We start from the raw sequence: 21449 nt of genomic DNA, 5'->3' as shown, positions 1-21449 counted from the left end.
TACTCCGAGGAAAGACGAGGATTAGACATCTCGTGATTATGCAACCTCCTTCACCCGGATTTCTATATCCAGGTGGGCGGAGGCGGCGATGTTGACGAGCGCGTCAAGCGAGAACTTGGCGAGCTTACCGCGCAGCAGATCATTGATACGAGGGCGCGTCAGGCCGAGCCGCTTGGCGGCTTCCTCCTGGGGAATGCCCCAACGCTGGACTGCCTTACGGATTTCGTAGAGCAGCGCCGAGCGCGCTTTAAGGTTTGCTGCCTCCTGTTCGGTGTCCGCCAGGGCATCCCAGACGTTCTCATAGATTTCTACGTTCATCGTTCTGCCTTCCATCGTTTTAGCCGTTGAGCCGCCAGATCGAGGTCTTTCTTGGATGTGGCCTGTGCCTTCTTCTGGAACGCATGAAGCACCAAAACGCGGTCCTCTAGGGTCGCCAGATAGATGACGCGAAACGCTCCCGATGCCTCCCGAACCCTGATTTCCCTGACGCCGGCCCCCACGATCTGCATAGGTTTCCAGTCGTCGGGATCGTCGCCGCGCTGGACAAGTTCGAGCTGCCAGCCGGCCTCTATCCGCGCATCGTCAGGAAACGCTCGAACATCCGCCCGGCTGCTTCCAAGCCATTCAATCACCTTCATCGGGGTGCACTGTATCGGTTTTGATACATGTTGGGTAGAGTGAAAATCAATCGCGTTTTACGGACCAGCAATCAACTCACGTCCCCACCAAGAACCGGGAGGCGCAACGAAACGGTTCGATGCGCCCGCCATCGGATTAGAGACGCTTCGTCTTGTTCTCACACTCGACATAGGCACCGAAGGCACAAATCGCTCATTTGTATTCAATTGAAGTTCACGTCCTAGCGATCGCCGTGACGTCTAATTTGATCCTGCAGCGCCTCAAGAGCGGCTGACGGTAGCCCGTCGACATCTCCGCTATCCACTGACGGTGACAGGGAACGAGCGCCGGCCTCCACTTCCTGATCGAGCGATGCGAGCAGCGCGGCGATCGACGTGGACTTGTTTCCCGGCCGGACTTGGAATTGCAAGACACTCGCCTTGCCTTCAGACGCACTCGGGTCGGACGTCTTTGATGCTGCCGGCGCCGATCGCCGGCCAAGGGTGGGAAGCGGCCGCGGCGCATCATCAGCCGTCTGATCGGCCCGCTTCGGCTTCAACTCCGGAACTTCAGCGGCGACCTCGCTCTTTGCTTCAGCCTCACCGCCCGTTGAAAGGCCTGAGCTTGGCAGCACCTGTGGTGCGTCCGCGCTGTCGCTCTTTACTTTCGGCTTTAACGCGACGGGATCAGCCCTTTCAGCCGCAGTCGCACGCGGCACCGCATCGGCATAGGCTGTATCGCCCGAAGCCGACGCTTCGACGGTATCAGGTTCCCCCAACTCGAAAGGGGCCGCCGGCGCGTTGTTAGCCGCCGCTTCGACCTCCGCCATGGAGCGCAGCGGAAGATCCTGCCATCGTGAGAGAGGCGGAACCTTCAAGCGCCGGTGCCGAAATTCCTGATAGGTCGCCTTATAGGGAGCGTCCTTATAATAGGTGATCTTGCGCACCATGAAACCAGGGGGGCTCGAGCCAAGAACCACGGCCTGCTTCGCCGGCATTTGCCGAAGCTCCGCCGCCGTCCGGAACGGCCTTTCCTGATAACTTAAACTCTTGTCTCGGGCCCCAAATATACCTTGACCAGCCCTGATGATCGGGGTGGGCACCTCGATCGTGGTCGGTCCCAGCATTACAGAGACATGTTCCGAGGTCTCCACGTCGTTCATGCGGATGAAAAGCTTCACCTGACACGCGGTCACCGTGGTGTGCCGCGTCGCTTTTCCATAGACTTCGTCAAGCTGGGCAAGATCCTGCAGGATCAGGACCATGCGAAAGCCATAGCCCGCGTTGATCGCCAGCTTGGAAACGATGGACTCCATTTTGCCGAGCTGGCGAAACTCGTCGATCATCACCAGGACCTGATAGGGCTCGTCCGGGCCTGGCGAGGAAGCCATCAGCACATCATGGATTTGCTGAACCAGGAGTTTGATGATGGGCCGGAACACGTCGAGCTGCGCCACCGAGCAGCCGATGAAGAGAGCCGTCGGGTCCTTGCGAAACTTCGAGATATCGAAATCGGTCGACGCCGTAGCGGCTGCAACGAGATCATTGGTCCAGGGGTTGAGAGCCGCCGTCAGGTTGAAGTAGGCCGAGTTTCGCGTTTCCTTTTCCAGCGCAATGAATTGGTTGAGCCCGTGCACGACCCACGAAGGCAGATATTTTTCCTCTTCATTGCGGATATTCGTCAGCACTCTGAGAAAATCCACGCCGGTCGAAAGAAGCATCGCGACGGCGCGCAAATGACGCTGCCCCTCATAGCGTGGTGACGTCAGCACATAGCCGATCATGGCCGAAAGCAGCTGCCGGCCGGCGCGCGCCCAGATCTCGGAACTTCCTGTCGCCTCGGGGATGATGAAGGAGGAGACCACCGCGCAGTCCGTCGGCATGCGCGCATCGCGCCGGATGAAATCCAGCGGATTATAGCGATGCGAATCCTGCTCGCCGGGCGAAAAGAAAAAGACCTTGTCGCCGAGAGCCTGCCGGTGCGCACCGAACGCCTCGAAGTTCTCCCGCTTCGGATCGAACCACACCGAGGATCCTCGCCACATATAACCGTTCGGAATGACAAAGCTGACGCCCTTGCCGGATCGGGTCGGCCCGACCACCAAGACGTGCGCGGGCTCGTCCGAGCGGATCGTCGCCCCACCCATCTTGCCGAGGATCAAGCCTTGCTTTGCCAGCAGGTTTTTCCTTTCGGCGTCCATGATCGTGCCGAACCGCGCATTGCCGTAGTGCTTTGGCTTGCGGTTGATCAGGCTTGCAAAGATCAGGCCGACGCCGATCGCCACGACAACCGCGACCGCGATCGCGCCCCGGATGATCGTCTCGCCCTGCGTGGGATGATAGGCCAGGCGCTGGCTGAAATGCTGCCAGGCAACGAACAGGCCGCTTAGGCTGCGTTGCGCGTTCTGGTATTTTAGAAGCCCCCAGCGCGAGGCGCCTTCAGAGGGCAGCGCGGGATTCCACCGCCATGTCGCCACCAGCTCGTAGGCCAGGCTCCAAAGGGCAAAGAAGGCGGCGAGGCCGATGAGGCCGAGGAGAAGCCTATAAGCGAATACGCGAGACATTCTGGGGAACCTTTCTGGCGGCTCTCCATTCGGTCATGCGGTTGAACCAGATCGCCGAAGTTCCGCGCCAGCCGCCCCGGCGCGTTTGTTGGATCACAATCGGCAGGACCGACCGCACGTAATCGATGATTTCTGCCTTGCTCAGCCCGAGCCCAGCTTGCATGACCATCAATGCTAGCTGCTCAAACGCACCGGTCGGGCTGTCCGCATGGATCGTCGTGATCGATCCGGGATGACCTGTGTTGACGGCGCGCAAGAACGAATAGGCTTCCGCTCCCCGGATCTCGCCCAGGAAGATTCGATCCGGCCGCAACCGCATGGCGGCTTGCAGCAGCGTTTCAACGGTCACGTGCGCCAGGCCCTGGTCGCCCTTTGATGCGACGAGGGGCAGATAGTTGGGCTGGTGTGGTTTAACCTCTCGCGTATCCTCAATGGTGAGGATTCGCTCATGCGAAGGCACCTCGTGCAAAATCGCGTTCAGAAACGTCGTTTTGCCCGACGATGTGCCTCCTGAAAGCAAGATCGAATACCGTTCCCGCACGGCCAGGCGGAGGAAATCCTCGATCTTGCCGGCGTCGAGATATTCGCAAAGGGCGCTGTCGGTCTCGCTCAATTCGCCGGGATCCTGGACGGAGATCGCATCGAACGACCCCCGCTTCCGGTAATCCTCAAGGCGCATATCCTTCACGACCTGCTTGCGGATCGCGAAGGCGCCTCCTGTCGGCGTCGCCGGCGCAAGCACGCCCTGGAAGCGTTCGCCGCCGGGGAGGGCGGCCGAAAGCAAGGGATTTTCCTCGCTGATCGATTGCGAGGATGATGCCGCTATACGTTCCATGAGGTAAGTGATCGCGGCGCGGTCGAGCTCGGGGACGTCGAAGGGCTCCATATGTGTCGAGCCAACAATTTCGACCCACACAAGTCCAGGCCCGTTTGCACAGATTTCGACCACGCGATCGTCGTCGAGCCAGCGCCGCACCGGCTCCAGCGCCTTATTTAGAAAGACGGTTCTTTGCTGCCCGCTCACGTCGTATCTCCGTCAACGCCTCGCGCACCGGGTCCGGATAGAACTCGGAAAAATCGAGGTCCCGGCGGACGAACACCATGATGCGCGACCCCTGATCGACATGGATCGTGGGCGCGATGTTGATTGAATTTCGAAGCGCCTCTTCGGCAATGCGGTTGAGGCTTTGCGAAATCTGTTGCGCGCCGATCTGGCGGGCGCTCTGCAGGTATTGGTTGGGCTGCGTCTGGATTGTCACCGTCTGTCCGGTCTGCGGGTCCGTGTAGGCCTGGTTGGTGTTCGACCCATTCTGGTCGTTGCCAAGGTTGGCGATGAATTGCGTCGCACCGCCCACGACACTTAGAAGGATCGCCGAGCCGAACCGCTCGAAATAATGGTTGTCGACCTCGCCCGGCATGCCGCTGCGACCGAGCTCGTCGGTGCCGGTCGAGCCGAGCTGCACCGACATGCCGTCCGATCGAAGCAGGCGTGTCCACACTATGAACACCCGCGTTTGGCCGGTTGCGAGACCACTGCGATATTCACCGATAAGGCGGGAGCCAGCGGGGATCAAAACCCTGCGACCGTCGAACGACCACACATCCTCCGACACGACGGCCCGAACCATACCGGCAAGATCGCTCTGGATCGCGGTCTCGAGTACGCCCTTGATCATCGTCCCTTGGGCGACCAGAGCGTCCGTGCGCGGGTTCATCGTGGCTTTCGATGTATCCGCTCCGCTCTGGCTCGCCCTTGCCAAAAAACGCCGATTGGGGTCCTCCTCGCCCTCGCCCTCGCCCGCGTTTACGGCCGCCGCTGCATCCGCTCCATTGCCGCCGAGCGCTGATGCACTGCCAGGCGCATCGCCGCTATCGACGACGAGCTGCTTGGCGCGCAAGCGCTCCCATTTGCGGCGCTCCTCTTCTTCTTGCCTGCGCCGTTCTTCCTCAGCCAGACGACGGGCCTCGGAATCATCCTGCACCTGTGGTGGAGCTGCAGGCGGTTGCAAGGCTGGTGGAGGGGGAGGCGGAGCCTCGACCGTCGCCGGCGGCTCCTCGGGAGCCGCCGGGATTTTCAGGGTGCCGTTATCAAGCTGAGGACGCGGCGTATCGAGCCCCGGTGCGGGAAACTGTGTGGTGTGAAACTCCTCGCCATCCGACGCCGTCAACAGCGGCTTGTCTGGCGCACGCGTCGCCGCATAGATCATCCAGCCGGCGAAGACCACCGCACCCAGCGGCACCACGATCTTGAAGAATGTGCTCGCCCCGAATTTTGGCGGGGCGACCACTGTTCCTTCCTCGGCGAGCATTCTGTACTCATTGGGAGATGGCATCAGGCCCCCTCACTTTCCGAACAGTCCCACCGCCGACACGCTGCGGCTCATAAGGTTCAAGCCCGGTCGGTTCGTTCACATTGTTCAGTCTCAGATTGAAGACGCAGGTTGCTTCGTTGCCATTGCGCAGCGTCCATTGGTAATTGACCTTGTCGACGACGATGTACGCGCCCTCGCGGCGATAATTCACAAGCGTCTCATTGCGCTCGCTGTCGACGACATAGATCGCCGGCACTTCCCTTGCCGGATCGAAGCGGAACCAGGTCTTCACGCCGTCGTCGTAGATCACGAGCGGCTTATTTGCCGACGACCCCTTATAGGCATAGGACGAGTTGGCGTTTTCGGCCTTGAAACCCTGCCGGTTCGGCTGTGCCGCCCGGGTCCGGGCTTCGTCCATCAGCGCCGCGTCCGACGCCTCTTCGGGATAGCGGAACTTGATCGCATAGACCTGTTGCGCAACTGGCCGAAACTCGCCGTTGAGGAAGAACACATAGCTGCGCTTGTTGGTCAGGACATTGAGATTCCCGCCCGCATTCTTCTCGATCGGCTTCACAAAGAGCACATTGCCCTTCTTGTTGGGCTCGATGCTCCAGGCCGGGACGTCGCCAGCGCCGAGGGTTTCGATTTTCTCGTCATCGCCGAATTCGATCATGGTCGAGGCGCCATAGCTGGCCGGTACCGACACCACATCGTCCTTCTGATACCAGACGAAGCGAATGCGACTGTCACGAGATCCCGCCCGAGGGGTCTGTTCGGCAAGGGCCGGCTGAACCGCGCAAACGCCGAGCCCGATTGCCATCAGGATGCCGGCGACCTTCATTGCGGTGTCTCCGCGGTGGGTGCCGGCGCCGTCTCCTGATCGCGCCGATATTCGAGCACCTGGAAGCCGAGCGGATTTTGAAAGCGGATCTCGTTTTTGGCCGGCACGCCGGTGTAGCGGAACCGGATCAACGACACCCAATGCCGCTGCACGGTGTTCGCCTGGCTCTTTTCCTCCGTCATGAACCGGACCAGGGCGGTCCTTTGGTTAGGAAACGTCACGGACTTCACGGTCACAGCCACGACGGTGTTTCGCCCGTAGAGCACGACGGGGTTCGTCACTTTGTTTGCCGGGCTGAAAAGCTCGACGAGCTCCCTCGAGGCATCGCCGGCGCTCAGCAATTGCGCGAGATCGAAGTTGTCCTTCAGCGCCTTCGGATCGTAGGTCTCGCGAGCCTTCACATAACGGACGATATCGAACATCCCCATCGACTCGTCCTGCTGCAAAGGCCCGTCGGCCAGCGGCCGCTTGACCTCGACAAACCCGGTGGATTTGTCGACCACCACCATGTAGGGCTCATAAGTCTTGAGCGGCAGCGCCAGGATCAGCGCGCCCACCGCTGCAACGGCAATGACCGAGGCGACGCTTGCCACACACCACGCCAGAGATCGCGACCAGCGATTGCGCCGCGCGATATCTTTTTCCCAGATTGCCGCATCCACGTAGTACGGCAAGGGAGACTCGGTTTCCTTCGCCGGTCCCCCAGCATTTTCCTTCACATCGCTCATTGGTGCCCCAAGACTATGCGGGATCGGTCAGCTTTCGGGAAAGCCGCGCATATTCCGCTGAATTCTCGTACCTTCTCTGTGCGAGGCTCACGCGCGCCCGCTCGCGACCCGCCAAGCGCTCCTGCCGCGTGCTCCAGCCCAAGCGTCCCATCAGCCTGCGCTGACCGGCTTGGCCCATCGCTGCGAAAGCACCGCCGTAGAAGCGCCCAAACGAAGGCGTTCCAATACCAATCCCGCCCGCCAGCGAGGCGGCAACGTTGGTGATTTGCGACAGCAGCAGCACGCCGACGAGGCAGATCAGGATCAGCGGCGCGGCTTCGCTCAAGGTCGTTGTCGCAGCACCGTTCGACCGGTTGACCGCGTCGAAATAGGTCTGGGTGATCGAGATGAAGAAGGCGCAGAAGGCGTAGACCAGAATCTGCACGCAGATGTACTGCACGATCGCGGTTATCCAGCCGGCGAAGAACCGGGTCGTGTAGCCGAACAGCATGAGAATGATGAACACTGGGGCGAGCGCCAGCAAAAGCCAAAGAAAGATCTTCGACAGGATAATGAGGAAGATCGCATAACCGATGAGCAGGGCGCCGACGACAAGAATGATCGCCGCCAGCACGTAGCCGCCGAAGTTCAACACCCCAAGGCTCTTGATAAAGGCGGACGTGGAATTGGCGAGCGAATCCCAGATGTTTTGCAGGGCCGTCTGCACGGAGTTGACGGAGTTCAGCCCGGCCGATGTCCCTGTCACATTGGCCGAAACGCTCGTGAGAAGGCTGTTCCCGATCGCGGAAGGTGTCCCATTCGCGAACGAATAGGCATATGTTTGAAAGTCCCCCCAGCTCGTCGCCAGAGCGTAGATGACGAAGGCGCGGAACAGGCGCCAGATCATCTCTTTTCCCGATCCCGTCGAGGTTCCCTGCCAAATGCTGATGGCCCAGAATATCACGTACAGCGTCAGCATCAGGCCGGCGACACCCACCTGTCCCCCGCCCGTCAGGGCCGACGCGAGGTTCTGGTAGGCTTGCGATACATAGTTATTGCCGAACTTGTCGACCTGTTGCAGAAGCGTCGTGATATTGAAGTTCATTCTTTCGCCGTCCCACCTGTAAACAGAGATGGATCGCTATTGAGTGCCTTCATCGGACCACACTCGAATGGCTTCTTCGCTTCTGTTCTTGGTTCGGGCGCCGCGAACGCCATCGGCTGCATCGGTCCCTCGTCGCGCGAGCATGGAGCCTTGAGCGGCTTGTGGCCGCACCCGGAGGTCGCGACAGTGCCAATGATAGTGGCCGCTGATAGAAGCAAGCGCACCGTCATTGGCCGGACTTATATTCGAGCCCCCGCGTGGCCTGGGTGATCAGGTTCATACGATCGATGTTTTCCTGGTTGGCGGCCGCCGTAGCGGTGTTCACCGCGCCGATCAGTTCGTTCACGGTCAGACCGGTTTGCACCATAATCTGGCTGTTCTGATCGATCGAGCCTTTGACGTCCTGCGCCGTGCCGATCCGCTGAGCGCCCGACTGAAAAGCGCTGGAACGGGTCTTCACTCCATTTTGCGAGGAGTCCACCAGCCCGGTGACCGTGGCCGCGACGTTCACCAGGGCGCTGTAGTTCCTATCCATCTGCGTCGCCTGACCATTGATCAGACCCGAAATGGTTTTCACCAGCTGCAGGCCGTTGATCAGGTTTGAAACCATCCCCTGCGATCCGTTGCCGAGGCCGGCGAACGACAACGAGCCGCCCGAGATCACGCTGCCAAGCGAAGGCGCGTCCCCCATGGAGAAGCCGCCACTGCCCAACGCCATCTGCGCGAGCTGGCCGGCCTCGGCCGACCTGTCGCCCGTAACGGCCTGCAGCGTCGCTTGCGTATAGTTCATGATGTTGCGGTCGGTGCTGAGGATCTCGCTCGTGGCCGATGCAATCTGCCGAGCCTGTTCCAGATTAGCCTCGTCGATCGTAGGCACCTGCGCAAAGGCGATGCCGCCAAAGCCAAGCAAGAGTGCCGCTGTTAACGGAATTCCACGCATAGCGCTTTCTCCTATTGAGCCTGATATTGCTTGACGGCCGACATCAGTTCGTCGGTCGTCAATGTGACGGGGTCGCTGTTCGCGTCCCGTTGGATTTGCGAAAGCACGGGCGAGACGTTTTCAACCGTGTCGGTCGTGCGCGGTGCCGTACATGCGCTGTCCGTCGAGGAGCAGCACGGGTTGCCAACCGTGCCGCCGCCGCTCGTCCCCGCGGGACAGCTCGTCGAGCCACTCGAGGCAGGCGGCGCGGGCTGCGGAATGGGCACCACCAGGCCGGAGGATCCCCGGCTTGTCAGTGTGGCAGTGCCGATGTTTCGCACGTTGAAAGCTTGCGCGAAGAACCCTGTCGCCTGGATCACCTCGTTGAAGGTCAGTCCGCCTTGGGCGCGAATCCCGCTGTTGCGGTCGAAGGCTTCCATGACGGTTTTGTCGGTCCCGATATCCTGGCCCATGGTCTCGAAGACCTGCTTATTGGGGGCCACGGTCGACATGCTGCCATTCATGCCGCCGACTACCTGGCCGGTGCTGTCCAGCAGGCTTCGTTCACCGGCATTGCCGCCGACAGCGCCCGATCCAGATCCGGTCGAGGCGAACGCTGAAGAGCCCTTGATGTCGGGATTGACCTGTTCCAGGGAGGCCCGGTCACTCGCCGGATCGACCGAAGCCTTAGGACTCGTCACGTTCTGCGCCTTTTTGGGGGTCGTCACCGAGCATTTTACGCCCTGCGTGGCGGACTTCGTGTCCTCCTGGATCAGCTTGATCTGAACCTTGTCAGCCTTGTCCTCGCTTCGCTGCGACAGAATAGAGCTGTCAGAAACCGGCACGGCCGCCATCGCCGTCGATCCGGCGAAAATCGTCACAAGGGCGGCCGTCGCGCCCATGGTGGTCTTCATTCCGGGTCCCTCCCAAGAAAGATTGGCAACCAAACTTCCGGGTCGTCGCCGACCCGCGCGCGCAGCGCGTCGAGCTCCTGAACTGTCTCGATTCGCCCGGAGAGGACCTTGATCGCGTCAGGCATCGCGCCCAGATTGAGGCGCGCAATGACGCTGTCCTGGTCATGCTTGATCAGGAATTTGCGGGCTTCAGGAGAGGTTTCGCGGATCCATTTGATCTCGCGCTCCGACAGCCCGAACGCCCTGTGCGACTCCTCATCCGCCTTCGGGTTGGGGAAAAAGATATTGGTCGGCGTCTGTTCGATCAGCGTGTTGGCGATCGACGATTTCACGATATCCGCCGCAGACTGCGTGCCGAAGCCAACGATGCCATTCAATTTACGAATGGTTTTCAGCTTGTCCTTGATGAAGTAGCTGAAAATATCATTGTCTAGGAACTTCCAGCCTTCATCGAGGAAGATCATGACCGGTTGCCCGTCAAGCAGCTCCTCGATGCGATGGAAGATATAGAGCAAGGCCGCCGTGCTGGTCGTTGCGTCGCTCAACAAGCTCGTCATGTCGAAGCCGAAAATGGACGACATCGAAAATGAGTCTTCCGCGTTGTTGAACAACCAACCGCGCTGATCCGGCCTCATCCATGGCTGCAAGCGCGAATACAGATCGTCATCGCCGGCGCGCATCGCACCGCGCAATAGCTCGGCGAACTCCTCCATCGTTCGACCTTCGGGCGGCGCGCTCGCCACCTGGGCGATCGCGTTGCGGATGACTTGCTCCTCGCGCGTCGAGTGGGCGTGTCCGTCGGATCGACGCAGCATGAAGCTGAAAAGCTGGAAGAGAAATTCCCGGTTGCGCGGCGTATCGGGCAGGCGCAACGGATTGAAGCCGGAAGGCTCCCCAGCCTTCAAAACCTCATAGCGGCCGCCAAGCGACCGCACGAAGATATCAAGGCCACGGTCCTTGTCGATCATCACCAGCTTGGGGCGCGGCGTGATGCGCTGCGCCTGTGCCGCGAGAAAGCCGAGCAGCACCGTCTTGCCCGAGCCCGAGGGACCGTTCAGGGTGAAATTGCCGAGGTCTCGAACATGGAAGTTGAAGAAGTAGGCCGTTTGCGACGTCGTCTCGAGAACGCTTATCGGCTTTCCCCAATGCACCCCGCCAGCCCGGCCGCTCGCATAGTTATGAAAGGCGGAGAAGCCCGCCATGTTCTTCGATGAGATCATGGACTTGCGCGCCACATAGGCGAAATTGCCGGGCAGGGTGGCCCAGAACGCTGGTTCACAATTCAGGTCCTCGCGAACCCACAGGGCGGACACCTCCGTCAGCGCCGTGCCGACATCGGTCACGCAGCGCGCCACGTCGTCCATGGTTTTCCCGAGGCACAGCACCGTCAGATGATGCAAGCCATAGAGCGCTTCCGAAGACAAAAGCTCATCCCGGGCTTCCCCGAGCTGATCGGCCACGATCGAGCCGGCTTCATCCGACATGTCGATCTTGCGCCCGACCCGCTCCATCTGGGTCAGCGCCTGGGGCTTGTCGATGATGGCGAAGGATTGCGTCACGATGAATTCGTGCGGCACCTTCAGCATGGGGTTGAGCATCCCCGGCCCCGTGATGGATGGGTACTCGCTCACCGAAATGATGGCCCCGTATCGCGTTTCGGCAGGGAACGCCCCGCGAATTTCCAGGGCGTTCGGGCCAAAGAACAGCCGCTTCGTCGCCAGCGCCTCCGCGAGCTTCATGCGCGGCAGTGCCATCGGCCGCGGAAACCCGCCATTGACGAGCTGCACCAGGAATTCCAGCGGCTCGGAATGCCAAACGTCATTGCGCTTGACGACGGTCAGAACCCGCGCGCCATACGCCTGCAGGCTCTCTCGGACGGCTTTCATCACGTCCGTGAGTTCGATCAGCGCTCGCTCCTCGCTCGAAGAGCGACCGTCCGCCGCCCTGCGTCCCAAAAGCTTGCGGATCACAAGATCCGCTGTCCCGACCGTTCCCTGCAGCTCGCGCCGCACGATGGTCAGGTAGATATCGTTCACAAACATGCGCTGGGTGCGCAGGGCCGCCGTATAGCGCTGATCCAGCTCTTGGCAGAACATGTTCTCGAAGCTCGACTCGATCGCCGGCTTCACCTCGCGGCGCACGATATGCGAGTAGATCGCATAACGGGAATTCGCCAACCCCCGAATGAGATCGTTGCGGCCGAGCAGGCGCGAATTGATCTCCGGGATATCGATCGTCTCGAAGCACAGCCCGCTCATGTGAACGAAGGACATCAACATGCCGTCCTGCGTCTTGATCACCTCGTCGGACACATGCCGTGAATAGGGTATATGGGCCGAAACCGGGTTCTCCCGACGGGACACGGCCCCGAAGCTCAGTTCATCGCGAAGAGCCCGTGCGATCGCCACGCTCACACCCGATAACTGCGCGCGCCCCAGAAGCTGGCGCTCCGGGGCGGCATCTTTCGTGAACGGATGAACATGATCTCGATGAACATGGGATCGCGCATGATCGCGATCCTGGCAACCGCATAGAGCGGCACGCAGATACAGAGCATGACCAGATTATGGCTTGCAAGGAACATGACAGCGGTCAGCACGCCGATGAACCCCGCAAGCTCGTAGGGTATGCCGAGCACCGTCGGCGCTCGGGTCAAGCCCTTGACGAGCGGAGTGATCAACAATCTGGGTTCGCCAGGATCGATCCAGCCGTCTGCCATCCCGATCACCTGCCGACCGCGGATTGAAAGAATTCGACAATCTGGGCCGAGCCGAAGACCAGCACGATACCCAAGACCCAGCTTCCGGCCACAAACCATGACAGGCGTGCCGCCCAGGCCATGAAGCCCATGAAAATGCAGAACAGAACCGCCAAAGCCGTGGCGATCGGACCGGTCAAGGTCTGCACCAACGTCTGCAGCGTGCTTTGCACCGGCTGGAGATTTCCGCCCCCGGCCATCGCTTGCGTTGCCAAGAGCATGAGCGGCATCGCCACACCAGCGCTGCGTGCCGCAATCATCTTCAAAAAGGTCATCAAAGCTTCTCCTCAGTCAAAGTTTTGCACCATCCCGCCCTGCCAGACCGGTGCCGTCGCTTTGTGAGACTCCGTGGTGCCGCCATTGCGGGAGTTGGTGCGGGATGTCGGATCATTTCGTTGATCCGCTACGCCGGCTGCGGCGTGTTGAACACCGGCCAGGTCAAGGCTTACCGTCCCTGCGGGCATTACTGCCTCAGACCCGACCGATGGCCATTGGTAGAAATCGTTGATGACGTTGGCGACATAGCCGACCGTTTCGGGGTAGGGCGGCACGCCCTTATATTTGAGAACCGCGACCTCCCCGGCATTGTAGGCGGCGAGCATGTATATCGGGTTCGGAAATTTGCGATGCAGATCCCGCAGAAAGCCGATCCCACCTTTCACATTATCCGCGGGATCGCAGATATTGACACCGTAGCTTGCTGCCGTGGACGGCAGAAGCTGCATCAGGCCATAGGCCCCTTTGGGCGATAGCGCGCCGGAATTGAAGCGGCTTTCGGCCCGGGCAACCGCGACAACGAGCGGCGGGGCAAAGCCTTGCTGGCGCGCGACCGTTTCGACGATCCGCTGTCCTTCTTCCTTCGACAGGGCAGCGACGCCGGGGCAGGGGTTGTCAGCCTTGATCGATGTCACCGTAGCGGCCGCGCCGTCAGCGCTTCCCGCCGTACCGATCCGCTGCACGTCCTGGATCTCAACCTCGCGGCCCTTTGCGTCGACGGCCGCATTGACGATGCGACCGGCAGGTGCCGTAACGCTGCCCTGGAATTTCTGCGTAGCTTCCTGTGCAAACGCTGCGTGGCACGTCACCAGGAACGCACCCGCTGCCAATACCGTTTTGCGGGATCGAATCATTAAAATAATCCTGTGCCGTTGCCGAGTACGCGATATCGAATTAATACAATGATCAGATGAACCGCAATCGCGAAATTGAGGCTGGCACAATGAAAATGAGCAGGGTTCTTTCCGTTGTGGCGTTTTTGCCGACCTTGTCGCCTCTGTCGGCGGCGCCGGCCCATGCTGATGATTTTGGCTGCAAGGTCTTGCTGTGCATCCTCAACCCGCAGGGTTGGGCGAACGTTGGGGAATGTGTGCCCCCGGTCGAGCGCGCTTTTCGTATGGTCGCGCATGGGGAGCCCTGGCCTCAGTGCCCCGAGGCCGGCAGTTCCGGTCGTATCGGATATGAGAAATTCAAACCCTGCCCGGACGGCACGATCGCCGTCTCGCCCGAGACGGAATCAAGCGGGAGCGACAACAGCTCTCGCTCACAAACTGTCTACAAGCCCGACAGCAACGGCGCTTTCTGTGCTCCGCGGAATGCGACGAATGCCTCTTGGGGCTCTTACCCGAGAGGTTCTGGTTACGGTACACGTCCAACATCGGCCCTGATGCCGCGCGAGAAGAGGACGGAGCCAAACTATCTCGATCTCAGGACCACAGACGGCAAACAGCGTTTTTGGTTCGATCTGAGCAGGTATCAATAATGAAGCCTGGCTTCGCCGCCGCCGGCATTCTCGCGGCCGTCCTCGCCAGTGTTTCGGCACTGGCCGAGGACAAACCCAATCCCTGGTTTCCGATCCCCGCCATGGCAGCTTTCAGCACCGGCGACACTTGGACCTATGCCGGTGAGACCCACCGTCTCTACGGCGTTCAAGCCTGCCTGCGAGGCACTTATTTCACAAATGGGGCAGGCGGGCGTGTCGATTGCGGGGAGGCAAGCCTTGCCATGCTCGTCTCTCTTATCCGGGATCTCAAACCTCAGTGCTACACGGCCGCCTGGCAGGCCGCGACCAAAACGCGCTTCGTGGTTTGCGTCGCACAGCCTACTTCAGGATCCGCGGCCGGTTCTCGCATCGATCTCGGCACGGCGCTGATCTCGACCGGCTGGGCTTTTGCGGCCGTCACTCCGAACGGCGCTCCGGTTCATGCTCCGTATATCGTCGCGCAGGAGGTCGCGAAAAAGCAGCACCTTGGCCTGTGGCAGTTCGCCGACGTTCCCGATCCGAATGCCATCATCCTGCGCAATATCCGCAACGCTTCTAACGCGGCTGGTCACTCTTCGAATCCGCTTGCAAATCGATAACGGTCCCGGCGAGTTGCATCATACCTGTAGAGGCCATCGCAGGCGGCATCTGGAGAAGACGCGATCGCGAGGAGTCTGGCTGCGCTAATCGGTGATGAGCGTATCAAATTGACGGCCGTTTCGGTGATTTTGAACGCGGAATGACAATACGCTTCTCTGCGTCGATAGTTGCTAATGTCCGGCATGCCACGCCCGCATCAACGACCTTCATGCTCATCCCACCGGTGACGAGGCGCTGGTCCAGACAGCGATCCGCCTCCGTAAGGCGCTTGGCGCCAGCGCTCGATCTTGCGGTGTTCATCCAAATTGAGGGAGTAGCTACGTTTCATGCACCGATCCCGGCATGCGATAGCCATTGGGATCGCTGCACAGTCGCATACAAGATAAAATCACCCCGCCGCGCCGGACTCTATTCCGCGTGACCTGGCCGGGCAACGCTCTGGCTAGGTTCAGACTGGACCGAACCCTTGACAGGGTTTCGATCCACGGCGGCCGCGGCCCCCGCACGCACTCCCGCGTTTCACGTGTTCGGTCGATATTCCAAAGCCTGCCTGTTAGCCGGAGCCGAAAGCCGCTGCTGTTTGTCCGGTAGCGCCGGCCGGGGGCCGCTTGCGTCCCAGCACCAGGTCTCAAGCTCGCAGCTTGAAACCAGATGTTCGAATTCCGCCCGTACGGCCTCCTTGGCATCATGCGGTACGACAAAAAGCGCCGTTCCCTGCTGGTCAACGTCAGTCAGAAGACCGAACGCCATCGGCACCGCTGGCAGGACGTTGTAGCGCAACGTTTTCACAAACCGCCGATGCTCCCCGGTCAGTACCTCGATCAATTGCTTTTCGTCGCTGTGCTGAAAAGGGGTCCAATGCTCCGTCACGTTCATAAAGCCGATTTCGTCGATCGCCAGAATGCCGGACGGCCTCTGCATGACCGTTGCGATGGTGATCAGGTGCGAATTTTCGTGCAGTCGCCACAGGTCGAATTCCGCCGCAAAGCGCTTCGGCACTTCCTTGAACATTTTCTCATCCAGGAAGAGCGGCGCGTCGGGCATATGCTTGATCGACAGCTTGCCGCCAAACCGGGCGGGGTCGAGCGATTTCACAATGCCGATCACGATCTTCTTGTGCTTCGCCTTAGCTGCTGCCGCGAAAGCCCGCTCCCGATCCGCTGCCAGGCGATCCTTGTGCTCAGGGGAGTACATTGCCGGCATAAACAGCAGCTCGCGCAACTGGAACTTCTGGCTCGACTTTGCATCGGCCGCGCCCCAAAGAAATTTCCGGACCAACCCCCAATGTCTTTTTCCCACAAAGCCCGGTGCCATTAATGTCAGCTCCGCCTCTTCCCAGAGATAGTCGAGCAAGCCTCGCAGCGTAAGCTTCTTCGGATCGGCTTTGACAGTGTGGTGGGAAGTCCTCTCGCCGGATGGTCCCTGTCGCGCCTTGCCTTGTGTCAGTGCGAAGGCCAGCTTCAGCCGCGCCGCCTCCGATGCAGGATCCTCAACGATCGCTTGACCCAGGACCTCCGCCTTTCCCGACAGTGCAAGGGGCAGTTCATAGCGATCACAGTCTACCGCGTGGTCCTTGCCGGTGTTAGGCATGCGCTTGATAATCAATTCCTCGCCGACGGCGGCGATGTACATCGGCACTCCGGGATGCCGACACAAACACAAGACGCGAGCCTGCTGATCCCGCGCCTGACGCAAGAGCGTCTGAATTTCCGGGTGCTGGGGGCCAACCGTGCGACCCAGAATAGCAAAATCACTCATAAGGATGCCATCCGACTTTAGATTGTGCGCCTATGATTAAATCATTGAACGGATGTTTCGTACAACCCATTGGGTTCAACGATGCTCCCAATCGATTGATTGGGCTAACCAACCAGACTCGACTGGGCCTATGTCTCGCGTGACACCCCGAACGGGCGAGCAGCGGCTGTGGCGGCGATGTAACCGTCGGACTTGCCGATCGCTTTATCAACAGCCCTTCGCCGTACCATCATAGTGGCATATGCGCGCCAGGCATCCAGTCGCAAGCCAAGACGCGATTTCAAATAAGGGGGCGTCTGGCGGCGCCGGCGAGTTTCGGATTCTCGCCTCCTCCAGGCGGTAGTGACTGTTGCATACGTGCAACTCAAGCGCGAAGAGTTTTCTCAAGGGCAACACTATTCTTGAATTCGGCGGTCAGAATGCGAGTTAATCAGCCAAACCCGCCCGATCGAGTTTTTTCGCTACGGGCCACATCAGCCTGGGATGCCCCTGTGAGTGTCGATACGATTGCTGGCGCAGTGAGCCGGGAGAGCTTCGCTTTCTCATACCTCCGCTTTGAACCCGAGACCACTGTACCAGCCCAGCGGCCCTCCGCTGGCTGGCAGGGCTGCCAAACCATGCGGCTCCGTGTTTAAAAGAAAATGACGTTTGGCCTACTGCACGCCGGGCTCTTGCCTGTGATCGCTGCCACAAATCATCGGTGGTCTTGGTCGTGACGAAACCGCATGCGTATGTTTGCCCGCTATGTCTAGACGGAGATCCTGCCAAGCAAACTGAGCGTCCTGACGAACATTCTCCGCAAGCTTAAAACACTATGGGTATGGTTCGCCCATAACAAAACCTGACAATACCTCGCTCATTGTCCCGGCCACGCGCTATCTGGACCTTGATCGTGGAATTCCTTTCATGAAGAAAACAGCGGCAGTGTTTAATGAGAGATGAAGTAACCGATCTTTTCACGGAGTTGGCCCTTTGGGCGAATGTGGTGATGCAATCGGAAATGGGCGACAGAATCAGAATTTGCGCCGCCTATGACGCCGGTCTCCAGCTAATCGCTGAGCGTACTCCGCCCGGGTCTCTGCCGCGACCGGGCATTGAAGCTTGCATCCTGCAGCATCAGGAACTGAAGGCCGCCGATGACATCAGCTGCGTAGGTTGGATACTGGCCGCGATCGCTACGCGTGTTGGCGAACGAGATCTTCCTAAATGGGAGGAAGCTCAGAAGGTCATTGACATCACGGTTCGATTGCTTAGTCGATACCATCAAACTTGCGTTCATTGAAGCCATGGCCGCCTCGGCGGAATGGTCTTTATGCATATCAGGCATTCCCTTTAGCGTTGCACGGATGATGACGCTGGAAGTTTACGGCTCTATGAACTGAGCGCCTACGTCTCCGGCTGCGTCAGAAAACGGGTGGATCAGTCGTTATCTGGGCGCATAGAGTATAAATCGCAAATAAAGCTGCTGCTGTTGATACAGATGCCCCTTGGGCGAACTGCCTGACTTCCTACGACAACGAGCATTTCACCATCTATATGAGCTCCTGGACGGGGGGCGATAATGCCTGCTACAACCTATGTGCAACCAAGTTCGAATTGTTGCGATGCCAGCAAAGTGGAAATCTCTAACTGAGGGGACTGTCGCATTACTAAATAGCTGCTACAACCTGTGTTGCAACCAAGTTCGAATGTCGCCGGGCCAGCAAAGTAGAAATGTCGCCACGAGACAATTCGCAGGGCAGGGCGTAGCAATTTAGAAATGCGACACTGATGCGCCTGCTTGGCGCTGACGCGAGCGCGCCCGATCGGGCGTCAGCTGGTCGGGGTTGCGCAGCCCGATCGGGCTCCAGTCAAGCTCTTCGGCTTTGCAGCTCGCGTTCGCTCATCAACACCAATCCCACCTACAGTCTCCCTCGCTATCGGTGCCGGGGAGAATGGCATTCAGCAAAGCGGAAGCGACATTCCTACTTTGCAGAAGTGGGACATTTTACCTTTGCGCGTACAATCTAAAGTTGCATAATAGGAATTATGGAACTATCGGGCGATTTTGCCTGTGTTGCTTTTCAGCTCAAACCCCCGTTTGCGAAGTTGTGGATTCTCTCGGTAAACTGCGGTTGTCCGGTTTGAACTATGTTGTCAGAGTCTTCGAGTGCCTGTTTAGTGCGTTCTCCGGCCCTCGTTCGTCGACGACTCGGGTTCTATGTACCGAGCAATCGAGCGAAGATAGGCAACGATCTCCGGTAGCAGGTGATCACGATCGCCAAACTCTTCCACGATTCGTTTTACCTTGCGCCAGGGTACCTTCCCGTCAACATCGCCCAGTGAGTAGCCTAAGTGACCGATCGCGCAGATATCGCAGCCAGCCTCGATCACCTTGTCGACGAAGGCGGGAATCTCGCTCGCTTTCATTAGCCGCATGTTGCTGGTCATCGCAGATATCTCCGTTGGTGGTCGGCATGGAAATTGCGCCGACGCCCATTGTGCTCGAACCTGCACGCACTTCGCTACCTGTGCACTTGCACAGGTTGTAGGGTCTCAGGCCTGCCGAATGTGGACTGTTCTAGCAACACGGTTGAGCTGATTTCGATATTCTTGGCGGGAGTATTGAGTTGCCCGCGCGATTTCCGGCGGGTTTGCAGCGACCTCGGCCCAACCTACTGGACTCCAGGGGAAAGAGCGCGTGCGGCTCGAGCGACTTGCGAGGAAAGGAAATGGCGGGAGAACCGCAAAGGGCTGGCGGTCGATGCAACGTTGACGCACGCCACCGGCAAGGGCCGAGCGGGAAGCGGCGCTTGTTATGCTCGACCGGCGACAAGGCAAACATCGCATCACGCCGATCGGTGTCGATTTCCACCGGTTCAGTCACCGTGGGTGACGTCCTACTCCCCCTACCATCCCCGATTTAATTCAAATTTGTCTTTAGATATTGACGATTGCGCGACCTTCACCGTCGTAGACGGCAATGCGGGCGGGTAGAGAGGGTCCTATGACAAGCGATTTTTCCACCGCCCGAGTGCATTTAGATCGAGCGTATGACTACCTCTGTGGCGATGACCCGATGAGTCGAAGGGGACGCGAAGCCTTGGACCTGTTGATTGAGGCGATTGCCGTCGAAGAGTTCAAGCAGCCACGCCAAAACGCGGAGGTGCTAAGGTTTCCGATTGGGCGCCGCTTCTGAGGCAATCTCCACGGCCGCCATGTAGCCTCAGGTGAGGCGCTCACCGGACGGGTGCGGCGCCACTATGAACCATGGTGAGCAAATCCTCCCAGAGCGCCAAGAAGCCCGCCCCGCATGAGCCGAGGCGGGCAATATAAAATGGGGGGCCAAGCGCGCGTTCATGAAACAGCGCCGCAGGTAAATTCAGCAGAATGTCCATCCAGGCGCCTTCAGCGGCGATGCGCAGCCAGTTCTTGGGCCGGTAGGGCACGTTGTCGCGCGTATGGCCGGGAGGAACCATCAGGAGCGACATAGGCGCGATAAAAGCCGAAGTGGCCCGTGTGGCGCGGCCACATCCAGTTGTCCGTTTGGCCGCCGAAGTTGCCGATGCCGAGCGCGGGCGCATAGACGAGGCGCACGTCCTCAATTTCGAGCTTCTGCAGGAGATAGTAGGAGGCGCCGCCATAATAGGCCCCTACGTCGCAATGGCGATTGGGCTGTGCGGTTCGTGGCGAGCCGCTCATAGCGGGCAAACCCGTTCAGCTTGTCCGAGACGCTCTTGAGCATTTCGGCGGTCACATCCCGCATGTCCTCGATCACATAGATGCGGCTGCCTGGCGCCGCGGGCAATTCTTCACCCAGGGCTCTTCGCCAGAAAGCCGTCTGTGAGATAGTCCTGGCCCTCCTTGCTGTGGTATTGGATGGATTCTAACACGCAATGATGATTGGTTGCGACCAGCCCTTGTGGACTGACGAACGAGGCGGAGCATCCGCCCAGTGATACGATCGCGTTGAGCGGGTCAGCGTCCAGACGGCCGCATGGCCGCGCCCACTTCCGCAGTCTGGCCCGGCATCCAGATACCTTCGTCCGCCGACGTAGCCGTGACCGTCCAGAGCAAGGCGATGGCAGTTGCTTTGGCCAAACATTTCAAATTCGAGTTCATGCTGACTGTCGCTCTCATCTTGCCTCCTGTTCTCCGCAGATTGGATTGGTGACTATCGGGATGGCCGGAGTCCTGGCGCCCGCGCGGCGGCCAACACCGTAAACACCGAGTGGACCCGTTAACCGCAAGAGTCCTGATGGCGCTCACCTCTCATATTTGTCGCGCGCAACGTTTGCGGATCGTCCGCTGCACCAATCGTGCCAAATGAATAAAGCCTTCAGTTACAAATGGTGAGCCGCCCCATCCATGTCCGATCTCCGACGTCTTTACGTAAAGGGCTCGGTGCTTCCACGCTCGTTTGCTCTTCGCCCGTCCCTCTTCCGTCTTGACTAGCAGGAGCCTACGGCCTATCTCACTGCCGCGTTAGCACTCGCTTCTGGTGAGTGCTAACCACGCTCCGGCAACGGAGAACCGTTCAACATCCGCACCAGGGAAATCCAAAAATGGCAAAGTCGAATTTCCGGCCGCTGCATGACCGCGTGGTCGTTCGCCGC

Annotated in this window: 23 protein-coding genes; 2 read left to right on the top strand and 21 right to left on the bottom strand. The window is 59.6% G+C overall.

Features of this window, described 5'->3' with window-relative positions:
* Nucleotides 1-36: 36 nt before the first annotated feature.
* The 15 genes from NKH78_RS31505 to NKH78_RS31435 form a co-directional block, all read right to left on the bottom strand.
* Complete coding sequence (locus NKH78_RS31505; protein ID WP_006205593.1) at nt 37-318, bottom strand: helix-turn-helix domain-containing protein; 282 nt, start codon at nt 316-318, stop codon at nt 37-39.
* Nucleotides 315-638, bottom strand: a complete 324-nt coding sequence (locus tag NKH78_RS31500) for a type II toxin-antitoxin system RelE/ParE family toxin (protein WP_023819763.1) — start codon at nt 636-638, stop codon at nt 315-317. Before NKH78_RS31500 ends, NKH78_RS31505 begins: the two co-directional genes overlap by 4 nt.
* A 221-nt stretch (nt 639-859) precedes the next feature.
* Nucleotides 860-3181: a type IV secretory system conjugative DNA transfer family protein gene (locus NKH78_RS31495; protein ID WP_352885048.1), complete on the bottom strand. Its 2322-nt coding sequence runs from the start codon at nt 3179-3181 to the stop codon at nt 860-862.
* The gene (gene virB11 / locus NKH78_RS31490) at nt 3159-4205 is read right to left on the bottom strand and encodes a P-type DNA transfer ATPase VirB11 (protein WP_352885047.1); all 1047 of its coding nucleotides are present in this window, start codon (nt 4203-4205) and stop codon (nt 3159-3161) included. Before virB11 ends, NKH78_RS31495 begins: the two co-directional genes overlap by 23 nt.
* Nucleotides 4171-5490 (bottom strand): type IV secretion system protein VirB10, encoded by a 1320-nt coding sequence (gene virB10, locus NKH78_RS31485; RefSeq protein ID WP_352885046.1) that lies wholly within the window; start codon nt 5488-5490, stop codon nt 4171-4173. The genes virB11 and virB10 overlap by 35 nt, the downstream gene beginning before the upstream one ends.
* A gap of 7 nt (nt 5491-5497) precedes the next feature.
* Nucleotides 5498-6334 (bottom strand): P-type conjugative transfer protein VirB9, encoded by an 837-nt coding sequence (gene virB9 / locus NKH78_RS31480; RefSeq protein WP_352785023.1) that lies wholly within the window; start codon nt 6332-6334, stop codon nt 5498-5500.
* Nucleotides 6331-7062, bottom strand: a complete 732-nt coding sequence (locus NKH78_RS31475) for a VirB8 family type IV secretion system protein (RefSeq protein WP_352885045.1) — start codon at nt 7060-7062, stop codon at nt 6331-6333. The genes virB9 and NKH78_RS31475 overlap by 4 nt, the downstream gene beginning before the upstream one ends.
* A gap of 13 nt (nt 7063-7075) precedes the next feature.
* Nucleotides 7076-8146, bottom strand: a complete 1071-nt coding sequence (locus NKH78_RS31470) for a TrbL/VirB6 family protein (protein WP_352885044.1) — start codon at nt 8144-8146, stop codon at nt 7076-7078.
* A 226-nt stretch (nt 8147-8372) separates the two neighbouring features.
* Nucleotides 8373-9086, bottom strand: a complete 714-nt coding sequence (locus NKH78_RS31465) for a type IV secretion system protein (RefSeq protein ID WP_352885043.1) — start codon at nt 9084-9086, stop codon at nt 8373-8375.
* A gap of 11 nt (nt 9087-9097) precedes the next feature.
* Nucleotides 9098-9979, bottom strand: a complete 882-nt coding sequence (locus tag NKH78_RS31460; RefSeq protein WP_352885042.1) for a hypothetical protein — start codon at nt 9977-9979, stop codon at nt 9098-9100.
* On the bottom strand, nt 9976-12387 hold the full coding sequence (locus NKH78_RS31455) for a VirB4 family type IV secretion/conjugal transfer ATPase (protein ID WP_352885041.1): 2412 nt from the start codon (nt 12385-12387) through the stop codon (nt 9976-9978). Before NKH78_RS31455 ends, NKH78_RS31460 begins: the two co-directional genes overlap by 4 nt.
* A 2-nt stretch (nt 12388-12389) precedes the next feature.
* Complete coding sequence (locus tag NKH78_RS31450; protein ID WP_023680707.1) at nt 12390-12698, bottom strand: VirB3 family type IV secretion system protein; 309 nt, start codon at nt 12696-12698, stop codon at nt 12390-12392.
* A gap of 5 nt (nt 12699-12703) precedes the next feature.
* Entirely contained in the window at nt 12704-13012 is a 309-nt protein-coding gene (locus NKH78_RS31445; RefSeq protein WP_023680706.1) for a TrbC/VirB2 family type IV secretion system protein, read from the bottom strand.
* A gap of 12 nt (nt 13013-13024) precedes the next feature.
* Nucleotides 13025-13696: a lytic transglycosylase domain-containing protein gene (locus tag NKH78_RS31440; protein WP_352885040.1), complete on the bottom strand. Its 672-nt coding sequence runs from the start codon at nt 13694-13696 to the stop codon at nt 13025-13027.
* Between the two features lie 170 nt (nt 13697-13866).
* Nucleotides 13867-14142 carry a hypothetical protein gene (locus NKH78_RS31435; RefSeq protein WP_352885039.1) on the bottom strand — a complete coding sequence of 92 codons (276 nt, stop codon included), beginning with the start codon at nt 14140-14142 and terminating at the stop codon, nt 13867-13869.
* A gap of 353 nt (nt 14143-14495) precedes the next feature.
* Between NKH78_RS31435 and NKH78_RS31430 the strand changes: the two genes are divergently transcribed.
* Entirely contained in the window at nt 14496-15095 is a 600-nt protein-coding gene (locus NKH78_RS31430) for a thermonuclease family protein (protein ID WP_352885037.1), read from the top strand.
* 520 nt (nt 15096-15615) lie between these two features.
* Here the strand turns inward: NKH78_RS31430 and NKH78_RS31425 are convergent.
* The 3 genes from NKH78_RS31425 to NKH78_RS31415 all read right to left on the bottom strand — a co-directional run bounded on the left by NKH78_RS31425 (nt 15616) and on the right by NKH78_RS31415 (nt 19284).
* Nucleotides 15616-16854 carry a DUF1173 family protein gene (locus NKH78_RS31425; RefSeq protein ID WP_352885036.1) on the bottom strand — a complete coding sequence of 413 codons (1239 nt, stop codon included), beginning with the start codon at nt 16852-16854 and terminating at the stop codon, nt 15616-15618.
* A 1048-nt stretch (nt 16855-17902) separates the two neighbouring features.
* Nucleotides 17903-18172 carry a hypothetical protein gene (locus NKH78_RS31420; protein WP_352885035.1) on the bottom strand — a complete coding sequence of 90 codons (270 nt, stop codon included), beginning with the start codon at nt 18170-18172 and terminating at the stop codon, nt 17903-17905.
* 839 nt (nt 18173-19011) lie between these two features.
* Complete coding sequence (locus NKH78_RS31415) at nt 19012-19284, bottom strand: Y4lK-related protein (protein ID WP_352708859.1); 273 nt, start codon at nt 19282-19284, stop codon at nt 19012-19014.
* Nucleotides 19285-19840: 556 nt separating this feature from the next.
* Here NKH78_RS31415 and NKH78_RS31410 point away from each other — a divergent pair.
* Nucleotides 19841-20032 (top strand): hypothetical protein, encoded by a 192-nt coding sequence (locus tag NKH78_RS31410; protein ID WP_352708857.1) that lies wholly within the window; start codon nt 19841-19843, stop codon nt 20030-20032.
* A gap of 40 nt (nt 20033-20072) precedes the next feature.
* Here NKH78_RS31410 and NKH78_RS31405 read toward each other — a convergent pair whose 3' ends face one another.
* From NKH78_RS31405 to NKH78_RS31395, 3 genes are all read right to left on the bottom strand, one after another.
* Entirely contained in the window at nt 20073-20231 is a 159-nt protein-coding gene (locus tag NKH78_RS31405; protein WP_352885034.1) for a hypothetical protein, read from the bottom strand.
* A gap of 10 nt (nt 20232-20241) precedes the next feature.
* Nucleotides 20242-20535 (bottom strand): S46 family peptidase, encoded by a 294-nt coding sequence (locus NKH78_RS31400; RefSeq protein WP_352885033.1) that lies wholly within the window; start codon nt 20533-20535, stop codon nt 20242-20244.
* 110 nt (nt 20536-20645) lie between these two features.
* Nucleotides 20646-20789 (bottom strand): S46 family peptidase, encoded by a 144-nt coding sequence (locus tag NKH78_RS31395; protein WP_352469129.1) that lies wholly within the window; start codon nt 20787-20789, stop codon nt 20646-20648.
* Nucleotides 20790-21449: the final 660 nt, after the last annotated feature.

Source organism: Mesorhizobium sp. M0910, assembly GCF_040319465.1.
GTDB lineage: Bacteria > Pseudomonadota > Alphaproteobacteria > Rhizobiales > Rhizobiaceae > Mesorhizobium.
Note: the sequence above shows the minus strand (reverse complement) of the source record. Positions and strands in the feature narration are given on the sequence as shown.